The organism is Cupriavidus sp. HPC(L), assembly GCF_000307735.3.
GTDB lineage: Bacteria > Pseudomonadota > Gammaproteobacteria > Burkholderiales > Burkholderiaceae > Cupriavidus.
This window is the reverse complement of sequence record NZ_AMPR02000095.1, coordinates 1-9,513: the sequence shown is the minus strand read 5'-3', so window position 1 is coordinate 9,513 and position 9,513 is coordinate 1. Positions and strand designations below refer to the sequence as shown.

Annotated in this window: 9 protein-coding genes and 1 pseudogene; 7 read left to right on the top strand and 3 right to left on the bottom strand. The window is 67.6% G+C overall.

The genetic code is table 11. The features are described 5' to 3' along the window. The 3 genes and pseudogenes from B551_RS07255 to map form a co-directional block, all read right to left on the bottom strand. Nucleotides 1-189: pseudogene (locus tag B551_RS07255) on the bottom strand (hypothetical protein); the annotation flags it as partial. Nucleotides 190-209: 20 nt separating this feature from the next. Then, on the bottom strand, nt 210-2,795 hold the full coding sequence (locus B551_RS07250; RefSeq protein ID WP_006578105.1) for a [protein-PII] uridylyltransferase: 2,586 nt from the start codon (nt 2,793-2,795) through the stop codon (nt 210-212). A gap of 140 nt (nt 2,796-2,935) precedes the next feature. Then, on the bottom strand, nt 2,936-3,754 hold the full coding sequence (map, locus tag B551_RS07245) for a type I methionyl aminopeptidase (RefSeq protein ID WP_006578104.1): 819 nt from the start codon (nt 3,752-3,754) through the stop codon (nt 2,936-2,938). A 303-nt stretch (nt 3,755-4,057) separates the two neighbouring features. Here map and rpsB point away from each other — a divergent pair, with 303 nt between their 5' ends. From rpsB to B551_RS25530, 7 genes are all read left to right on the top strand, one after another. Beyond that, entirely contained in the window at nt 4,058-4,801 is a 744-nt protein-coding gene (gene rpsB, locus B551_RS07240) for a 30S ribosomal protein S2 (RefSeq protein ID WP_006578103.1), read from the top strand. Between the two features lie 290 nt (nt 4,802-5,091). Further along, nucleotides 5,092-5,970: a translation elongation factor Ts gene (gene tsf / locus B551_RS07235; RefSeq protein WP_006578102.1), complete on the top strand. Its 879-nt coding sequence runs from the start codon at nt 5,092-5,094 to the stop codon at nt 5,968-5,970. A gap of 318 nt (nt 5,971-6,288) precedes the next feature. Beyond that, entirely contained in the window at nt 6,289-6,999 is a 711-nt protein-coding gene (gene pyrH, locus B551_RS07230; protein ID WP_006578101.1) for a UMP kinase, read from the top strand. Between the two features lie 110 nt (nt 7,000-7,109). Further along, nucleotides 7,110-7,670: a ribosome recycling factor gene (frr, locus tag B551_RS07225; RefSeq protein WP_006578100.1), complete on the top strand. Its 561-nt coding sequence runs from the start codon at nt 7,110-7,112 to the stop codon at nt 7,668-7,670. A gap of 69 nt (nt 7,671-7,739) precedes the next feature. Next, nucleotides 7,740-8,510: an isoprenyl transferase gene (locus tag B551_RS07220; protein WP_006578099.1), complete on the top strand. Its 771-nt coding sequence runs from the start codon at nt 7,740-7,742 to the stop codon at nt 8,508-8,510. A gap of 44 nt (nt 8,511-8,554) precedes the next feature. Further along, nucleotides 8,555-9,376, top strand: coding sequence for a phosphatidate cytidylyltransferase (locus B551_RS07215; RefSeq protein WP_006578098.1), 822 nt, complete (start codon nt 8,555-8,557; stop codon nt 9,374-9,376). A 19-nt stretch (nt 9,377-9,395) separates the two neighbouring features. Next, a partial coding sequence (locus tag B551_RS25530) for a hypothetical protein (RefSeq protein WP_157071930.1) occupies nt 9,396-9,513 on the top strand: 118 nt, incomplete at its 3' end.

Genomic DNA, 9,513 nt, shown 5'->3' with positions numbered 1-9,513 from the left:
GCCGCCGGCCTCGGCGCGTTGCTGCGCGGCGCGCACGCCTTCGGCGACCGTCTGGACGCGGCGCCGGTTCAGATCGGACACGCGTACCGGCCGGGTGGCGCCGCTCTTGCGGGCCGCGCCGGTACCCGTGCCGGCCGCGGCGGATTTCAGTCCCAAGGTCTTGCGCTTGGGGGAGGGTTGATCGCTCATGGTTTCAATGGTGTCGCGGCTCAGATGTCGAGCGCCGCGAGCAGGTCCTGTTCAAGCTGGATTTCGAGCCGATTGTCGGCGGCGAGGCGGCTGCCGTCGACCAGGAACATGTCCTCGACCCGTTCGCCCAGCGTGTTGATGCGTGCGGTATGCACGGAGATATGGTGGCGGCCCAGCACGCGTGCGATCGCGTACAGCAGGCCGGTGCGGTCGTTGGCCGACAGCTCAAGCAGGAAATACTGCCCGCGCTCGTCGGGCCGCAGGTCGACGCGCGGCTTGATCGGAAAGCTGCGCGACTGGCGCGACAGCCGGCCCTGGGTCGGCTCGGGCAGCGGCGCCTGATGCGTCAGCCGCTCGCACAGCTCGTGCTCGACCAGCGCGATGATGTCGCGATAGGTGTCGCGCCCGCCGCCGACGACGCCCGGATCGAAGACCTGGAAGGTATCGAGCGCGTAGCCATGCCGCGTGGTGTGGATCTTCGCCTCCTGGATCGAGAAGCCCTTGCGCTCGAAATAGCCGCAGATGCGCGCGAACAGGTCGGGCTGGTCCTTGGCGTAGACCGCGACCTGCAGCCCTTCGCCGGCCGGCGACACGCGCGCCTTGACCACCGGCTGCTCGCTGTCGACGCGGTGGGCGAGATGGCGTGTCAGCCAGGCGATGTCGCGCGCGTCGTGGCGCAGGAAGAAGGCCACGTCGAGCCGTTCCCACAGCGCCTCGGCGCGGGCCGGATCGAAGGCCTGCAGCCGCAGCGCCGCGATCGTTTCGTCACGCCGCTGCGCCCACAGCGAATGCGGATCGACGCGGGCGCCGCCGAGCACGCGCAGCGTGATGCGGTACAGGTCCTCCAGCAGCTTGCCTTTCCACGCGTTCCAGACCTTGGGGCTGGTGCCGCGGATATCGGCCACGGTCAGCAGATACAGCGCCGTCAGGTAGCGCTCGTTGCCGACCACGCGGGCGAAGGCATGGACGACCTCGGGATCGGTCATGTCCTGCTTCTGCGCGACGTGGCTCATCGTCAGGTGGTGCTCGACCAGCCAGGCGATCAGGTTGGCGTCCTCGCGCGCGATGCCGTGCTGGCGGCAGAAGCGGCGCGCATCGGCGGTGCCGAGCTTCGAGTGGTCGCCGCCGCGGCCCTTGGCGATATCGTGGAACAGCGCGGCCAGCCACAGCACCCACGGCTTGTCGAAGTTCGCCATCAGCTGGCTGCAGAACGGGAACTCGTGGGTGTGCTCGACGATCGCGAAACGGCGCATGTTGCGCACGACCATCAGGATGTGCTGGTCCACCGTATAGACGTGGAACAGGTCGTGCTGCATCTGCCCGACGATGCGGCGGAAATTGATCAGATAACGGCCCAGCACGCTGGTCTGGTTCATCAGCCGCAGCGCATGCGTGATGCCCTGCGGCTCCTGGATGATGGCCAGGAACTGCTGGCGGTTGACCGGGTCGTTGCGCCAGCGCGCGTCCATGACCGTGCGCGCGTTGTACAGGCCGCGCAGCGTGCGCGGCGACAGGCCCTTGACGCCCGGGGTGCGCTCGTACAGCAGGAACGTTTCGAGGATCGCGTGCGGATTGCGCTCGTACAGGTCGTCGCTGGTGATTTCAAGCATGCCCTGGCGCTCGACGAAACGCTCGTTCAGCACGCGCGTGACCTTCGACTCGCTGGGAAACAGCATCGCCTCGATATTGAGCAGCAGCACGCTGTTGAGCTGCGTCACCGCCTTGGCGGCCCAGTAGTAGCGCCGCATCAGCTGCTCGCTGGCGCGCTTGTTGGCGTTCTGCCGATAGCCGAAGGCCTCCGCCAGCGCGGTCTGCAGATCGAACACCAGCACGTCCTGGCGGCGGCCGGCCAGCAGATGCAGGCGCGCGCGGATGGTCTTGAGCAGGCGCTCGTTGCGCGTCAGCTCCTGTGCCTCGCGCTCGGTCAGCAGGCCCTTGTCGCGCAGTTCCTTCCAGCTGTCGCCGTAGCCCGCCGCCTGCGTCATCCACAGGATCACCTGCAGGTCGCGCAGGCCGCCCGGACTCTCCTTGCAGTTCGGCTCGAGCGCGTAGGGCGTGTCCTGGTACTTGGCGTGGCGCTGGCGCAGTTCGAGCAGCTTGGCCTGGAAGAAGGCGCGCGGGTCGAGCTCGGCGCGATAGCGTGCCTGCAGCTCGGCGAACAGCGTGCGGTTGCCGGTCACCAGCCGGGCCTCGAGCAGCGCGGTGCGGATCGTCACATCCGCGCGCGCCTCGCGCATGCAGTCGTCGACGGTGCGCACCGACGAGCCGATCTCCAGCCCCAGGTCCCAGCACAGGCCGATGAACTTCTCCATGCGGCCGACGGTGTCCGCGTCCGGCTCGGCCGGCAACAGCAGCAGCACGTCGACGTCCGAATGCGGGAACAGCTCGCCGCGGCCATAGCCGCCGACGGCCACCAGCGCCATGCCGGCCGGCAGGCCGAGGCCGCGCCAGCACTCGACCAGCGCGTGGTCGACCGCCTGGCGCAGCCGCGTCAGCAGCGAGCCGACCTGGCCGCCGCCGGTGAAGGCATCGAACAGCGCCTGCTTGTCGGCCTTGAGCCGGTCGCGCACGCGCGTGGCGAGCAGCAGTTCCGGAGAGGTATCCATGGCTGGGACGGGTTGGGTCGACATGAGGGGCAGGGTGGGCGGCGAGAAGCTGCGAGGGCTGCGAGGGTGCGTTCAGTCGGCGAACGGGCGCGATCGGCGCGGCCCCAAACGACAGGGGCGCCTCCCGGCGCCCCCTGCGATCAGGCCGCGAGCGTGTCGGTGATGAAGGCGGGCGGCGCCTGCGTGCCGGCCGACACCGTCAGCACCTCGTAGCCGGTGTCGGTCACCAGCACCGTGTGTTCCCATTGCGCCGACAGGCTGCGGTCGCGCGTCTTGACGGTCCACTGGTCGGGCATCGTGCGGATGTCGCGCTTGCCCGCGTTGATCATCGGCTCGATCGTGAAGATCATGCCGGCCTGCAGTTCCATGCCGGTGCCGGGGCGGCCGTAGTGCAGGATCTGGGGATCCTCGTGGAAGTTCTTGCCGATGCCGTGGCCGCAGTATTCGCGCACCACGCTGTAGCCGGCCGCTTCCGCATGCTGCTGGATCACGTGGCCGATGTCGCCGAGCTTGGCGCCCGGGCGGACCTGGGCGATGCCCTTCCACATGCATTCGAAGGTCACCTGGGCCAGGCGCTTGGCCAGGATCGAGCCCTCGCCGACGATGAACATGCGGCTGGTGTCGCCGTAATAGCCTTCCTTGGTGATCACGGTGATGTCCAGGTTCACCGCGTCGCCGTTCTTCAGCACGCGGTCGCCCGGGATGCCGTGGCAGATCACGTCGTTGACCGAGGTGCAGATCGCGCCGGGGAAGGGTGGGTAACCCGGGGGCGCATAATTCAGCGGCGCAGGGACCGTGCCTTGTACGTCACGCATATAGGCGTGGCACAGACGGTCCAGCTCGCCGGTGGTGACGCCGGGCTTCACGAACGGCGTGATGTAGTCGAGGACTTCGCTGGCCAGCCGGCAGGCGACGCGCATCTGGGCGATGTCTTCGGCGGTCTTCAAATGGATGCTCATGCTGCGACGCGGAAAAAGTGTAACGGGCGGCACGTGAGGGCGGCGCCCGTTTCTGGATTGGCAAACCGGGATTATCGCACCATCGGCAGCCTGCCGCACCCGCCGCGGCGACAAGCCCGCGCCGCACCGGGACGGTGCCCCCCGAACGGCCGGCCTGCGGCGGGCTTGAGCGATGGCCGGGATGTTGCTACAATCGCGGGCTCGCTTGGTTTTGCCTTGCGAAATCGCGAGTCCGCCCATCCGGGGTGTTCCTGTTCAGGAATGTCGGGGCGGACTTCAGACCGAACCCTTTTGGAGAATTCAATGTCCGTCACCATGCGTGAAATGCTGGAAGCCGGTTGCCACTTTGGCCACCAGACCCGCTTCTGGAACCCCAAGATGGCCCCGTTCATCTTCGGCCATCGCAACAAGATCCACATCATCAACCTGGAAAAGACGCTGCCGATGTTCCAGGACGCGCTGAAGTATGTGCGTCAGCTGGCAGCGAATCGCGGCACCATCCTGTTCGTCGGCACCAAGCGCCAGTCGCGCGAGATCCTGGCCGAGGAAGCGGGCCGCGCCGGCATGCCCTACGTCGACGCCCGCTGGCTCGGCGGCATGCTGACCAACTTCAAGACGGTCAAGATCTCGATCAAGCGCCTGAAGGACATGGAAGCCGCCAAGGAAGCCGGCGCGCTGGACACCATGAGCAAGAAGGAAGCGCTGATGTTCGAGCGCGAGATGGAAAAGCTCGAGAAGTCGATCGGCGGCATCAAGGACATGGGCGGCATTCCTGACGCGATCTTCGTGGTCGACGTCGGCTACCACAAGATTGCCGTGACCGAAGCCAACAAGCTGGGCATTCCGGTGATCGGCGTGGTCGATACCAACCACTCGCCGGACGGCATCGACTATGTGATCCCGGGTAACGACGACTCGAGCAAGGCGGTTGCGCTGTACGTGCGCGGCGTCGCCGACGCGATCCTGGAAGGCCGCGCCAACGCGGTGCAGGACGTGGTCGAAGCGGTCCGCGGCAGCGACGACTTCGTCGAAGTCGAGGAAGCCTGAGGCCAGCCCCGCCCGCAGGCGGGACGGCCCGGACGGCCCTGACAGACCCGTGGCGCGCGCCGGCATCGCCGGCCGCGTGACCACCAGAAAAGGGGGCGACATGGTACGCCCCCTTTTTTGAATGCGCGCGGTGCGCGCGCAGCAAGCAGAGAAGAAGCAAGCAGGAATGATTGTCATCCGATGTGGCTACGATCACGGCGGGTGAGTCTTTGAACACCACGCGGCTGGCCGCGGCGCGGGACACCCAGGTCCGGCGGGCGGCGGTGCGTGAACCAATCAAGGAGTGACAAATGGCGGCAATTACCGCAAGCATGGTGGCTGAACTGCGCGCGAAGACCGACGCGCCGATGATGGAGTGCAAGAAGGCCCTGACCGAAGCGGACGGCGACCTGGCCAAGGCCGAGGAGCTGCTGCGCGTCAAGCTGGGCAACAAGGCCAGCAAGGCCGCTTCGCGCGTGACCGCCGAAGGCGTGGTCGCCGCCTTCATCGACGGCACCACCGGCGCGCTGGTCGAGCTGAACTGCGAGACCGATTTCGTCTCGAAGAACGACGACTTCCTGGGCTTCTCGGCCAAGGTCGCCGAGCTCGTTGCCAAGCAGAACCCGGCCGACGTGGCCGCGCTGTCGGCGCTGCCGCTGGACGGCCAGACCGTCGACCAGGTCCGTGCCGCGCTGATCGGCAAGATCGGCGAGAACATGACGATCCGCCGTTTCGCCCGCTATGCCGGCGGCGGCAAGCTGGTCTCGTACCTGCACGGCACCCGCATCGGCGTGATGGTCGAGTTCGACGGCGATGAAGTCGCCGCCAAGGACGTCGCCATGCACATCGCCGCGATGAAGCCGGTGTCGCTGTCGTCGGCCGACGTGCCGGCCGACCTGATCGCCAAGGAGCGCAGCATCGCCGAGCAGAAGGCCGCCGAGTCGGGCAAGCCGGCCGAGATCACCGCCAAGATGGTCGAAGGCTCGGTGCAGAAGTACCTGAAGGAAGTCTCGCTGCTGAACCAGCCGTTCGTGAAGAACGACAAGCAGACCGTCGAGCAGATGCTCAAGGCCGCCAACACCACGGTCAAGGGCTTCACGCTGTACGTGGTCGGCGAGGGCATCGAGAAGCGCCAGGACGACTTCGCCGCCGAAGTGGCCGCGCAGGTCGCCGCCGCGCAGAAGGGCTGATATCCCGGGCGGGAGGCAGGCGCCGGTCTGGCGCGATGACGGCCCGCCGTATAATCCCGAGGGGCACCGCGAGGTGCCCCTCGGCACAAGAAGAGAGAACAATGGCGCGTGCCGCCCGAACGGCCGGTGCATGCGTCCAGCGTGCCGGCCCGCGAGCCGGACGCGGAGCCCGTTTTCGCCGTCGCCCGTTTTGACTGGCATCGCCCTCCGGGCCCTGCCGACGCGCCCGGGCCACGGGGAAAGCCGGCTTGGTCCCGGCGGCATCCGCCCTCCGGGGCGAGGCCCAGATCGAAGACTCGAACCAGCCCGAGGGTGAATATGCCAGCCTACAAGCGCGTCCTTCTGAAACTGTCCGGTGAGGCCCTGATGGGCGACGATGCCTTCGGCATCAACCGGTCCACGATCGAAGGCATGGTCAATGATATTGCCGAGATCGTGAAGCTCGGCGTGCAGGTGGCAGTGGTGATCGGCGGCGGCAACATCTTCCGCGGCGTCGCCGGCGGCGCCGCCGGCATGGACCGCGCGACCGCCGACTACATGGGCATGCTGGCCACGATGATGAACGCGCTGGCGCTGCAGGACGCGATGCGGCACGCCAATATCGAAGGCCGGGTGCAATCGGCGCTGCGCATGGACCAGGTGGTCGAGCCCTATATCCGCCCGCGCGCGATCCGCCAGCTGGAAGAAGGCAAGGTCGTGATCTTCGCCGCCGGCACCGGCAACCCGTTCTTCACCACCGATACCGCGGCCGCGCTGCGCGGCTCCGAGATCGGCGCCGAGGTGGTGCTCAAGGCCACCAAGGTCGACGGCGTCTATACCGCCGATCCGAAGAAGGATCCCAGCGCCACGCGCTACACCACGATCAGCTTCGACGAGGCGATCTCCCGCAATCTGCAGGTGATGGACGCCACGGCCTTCGCGCTGTGCCGCGACCAGAAGCTGCCGATCAAGGTGTTCTCCATCGTCAAGCCGGGCGCGCTCAAGCGCGTGATCCTGGGCGAAGACGAGGGTACGCTGGTCCACGTTTGAGGCGCCGGGCGGGCCCGCCGCGAGGTGGCGCACGCAACGGCACAGAGTAGAATGATTCGTTTTCGGCCCCGTCCGCCGGGGTCATGGCAGCCAGTTTTCCGGAGGTTATGATGAGCGTCGCCGACATCAAGAAGAGCGCCGAGCAGAAGATGCAGAAGACCATCGAAGCGTTCAAGGCCGATCTGGCCAAGATCCGCACGGGTCGTGCGCACACCGGTCTGCTCGACCATGTCCAGGTCGAATACTATGGCTCGCCGGTGCCCATCAGCCAGGTCGCCAATATCGGCCTGGCCGATGCCCGCACCATCAGCGTGCAGCCGTGGGAAAAGAAGATGGTCGGCGCGGTCGAGAAGGCCATCCGCGACGCCGACCTGGGCCTGAACCCCGCCACCATCGGCGAGGTGATCCGCGTGCCGATGCCCCCGCTGACCGAGGAGCGCCGCAAGGAGCTGACCAAGGTGGTCAAGGGCGAGGGCGAAAGCGCCAAGGTGGCGGTGCGCAATCTGCGCCGCGACGCGAACGAACAGTTCAAGAAGCTGGTCAAGGACAAGAGCATCTCGGAAGACGACGAGCGTCGTGGCCAGGACGAGGTGCAGAAGCTGACCGACCGCTATGTCGCCGAGATCGACAAGCTGGTCGCCGAGAAGGACAAGGAGATCATGACGGTCTGAGCCGCGGCGCCGCTCGCCGGTCCCGCTGCGGACTGGCGCGATGACGCCGCCGGGGACCCGTCCACCATCATGCACATCAGTTCCACACTCGCCATCCCCGAGACCGGTTACGTACCGGCCCACGTCGCCATCATCATGGATGGCAACGGGCGCTGGGCCACGCAGCGGCATCTGCCGCGGGTCGCCGGCCATAGCCGCGGCCTGGATGCGGTACGTACCGTGGTGGAGGCGTGCGCGGTGCGAGGGGTCAAGTACCTGACGCTGTTCGCCTTCAGTTCGGAGAACTGGCGGCGGCCGGCCGACGAGGTCACCTTCCTGATGCGGCTGTTCATGATGTCGCTGCGGCGCGAAGTGGTGAAGATGCACGCCAACAATATCCGCCTGAAGGTGGTTGGCGACCTGACCCGCTTCAGTCCGCGCATCCAGCAACTGATTGCCGACGCCGAACGCCGCACCGCGGGCAATACCGGCCTGACGGTGACCATCGCCGCCAACTATGGTGGCCGCTGGGACCTGCTGCAGGCGGTGCGCAAGATGCTGCTGCAGCAGCCGATGCTCGACCCCTCGACGATCGAGGAATCGACGCTGGCGCCGCACCTGGCGATGGCCTACGCGCCGGAGCCGGACCTGTTCATCCGCACCGGGGGCGAGCAGCGCATCAGCAATTTCCTGCTGTGGCAGCTCGCCTATTCCGAGCTGTATTTCACCGACGTGTTCTGGCCCGACTTCGACGCGGCCGAACTGGACAAGGCGTTCGCCTCGTACCGGCAGCGCGAACGGCGTTTCGGCCGCACCAGCGCGCAGGTCGTGGCGCCGTCCGGCCTGTCCGGCACCGCTTGAACGCGCCGGCCGCTCGCCATCGAACCAACCCGGACTCGCAGCGCATGCTTCTTACCCGTGTCATCACCGCCCTGTGCCTGTTGCTGCTGATCCTGCCGATCCTGTTCCTGGCGCCGCCCGCGGCGCTGGCCGGCCTGATGGCGGTGATCGTGGCGCTGGCCGCCTGGGAATTCGGCCGTCTGCTCGGCCTGCGCGGCGCGGGCCCGTGGTTCTACGCGATCGCCTGCGTGGTCGCGATGATCGCCTGGCATGACCTGCCGGCGCGCGGCGCGATGCTGTGGCTGCTGCAGGCCTCGGTGGTCGCCTGGGGCGTCGCCATCGTGCTGCTGGCGCGCGGCGTGCGCAAGGCCACGCCGGCCTTCGCGATCGTCGCCGGCCTGGTCGGCCTGGTGATCCTGCCGGCGTTCGGCCACGCCGCGATGCTGCTGCGCGGCCTCGGCGTCGGCGTGCTGCTGTCCGCCGCGGCGCTGGTCTGGGCCGCCGATATCGGCGCCTATTTCGTCGGCAAGGCGATCGGCCGCCGCAAGCTGGCGCCCAGCATCAGCCCCGGCAAGTCGTGGGAAGGCGCGATCGGAGGCTGGCTGTTCGCGCTGGCCGTGGCGCTGTCGCTGGCGGCCACCCATGCGTTCGCGCCGACCTGGTTCGACCGGGTGGCGGACCGCAACGGCCTGCTGATGGTGGCGCTGCTGACCACGCTGATGGTGATCGCCAGCGTGGTCGGCGACCTGTTCGAATCGCTGCTCAAGCGGCAGGTCGGCAAGAAGGACAGCAGCCGGCTGCTGCCCGGCCACGGCGGCGTGCTGGACCGCATCGATGCGCTGCTGCCGGTGTTGCCGCTGGCCGCGCTGCTGATCCTGTATCTCTGATTTTCCCCAGGCCTTTTTCATGCGTCGCATTACCGTCCTTGGCGCCACCGGCTCGATCGGCGACAGCACGCTGGACGTGATCCGGCGCCATCCCGAGCGCTACGCCGTGCATGCGCTGACCGCGCATCGCCAGATCG

Excerpts from the sequence above, each read along its gene's own strand:
- frr (WP_006578100.1), top strand. The coding sequence starts at position 7,110 with ATGAGCGTCGCCGACATCAAGAAGAGCGCCGAGCAGAAGATGCAGAAG.
- rpsB (WP_006578103.1), top strand. The coding sequence starts at position 4,058 with ATGTCCGTCACCATGCGTGAAATGCTGGAAGCCGGTTGCCACTTTGGC.
- B551_RS07250 (WP_006578105.1), bottom strand. The coding sequence starts at position 2,795 with ATGGATACCTCTCCGGAACTGCTGCTCGCCACGCGCGTGCGCGACCGG.
- map (WP_006578104.1), bottom strand. The coding sequence starts at position 3,754 with ATGAGCATCCATTTGAAGACCGCCGAAGACATCGCCCAGATGCGCGTC.
- pyrH (WP_006578101.1), top strand. The coding sequence starts at position 6,289 with ATGCCAGCCTACAAGCGCGTCCTTCTGAAACTGTCCGGTGAGGCCCTG.
- B551_RS07220 (WP_006578099.1), top strand. The coding sequence starts at position 7,740 with ATGCACATCAGTTCCACACTCGCCATCCCCGAGACCGGTTACGTACCG.
- tsf (WP_006578102.1), top strand. The coding sequence starts at position 5,092 with ATGGCGGCAATTACCGCAAGCATGGTGGCTGAACTGCGCGCGAAGACC.
- B551_RS07215 (WP_006578098.1), top strand. The coding sequence starts at position 8,555 with ATGCTTCTTACCCGTGTCATCACCGCCCTGTGCCTGTTGCTGCTGATC.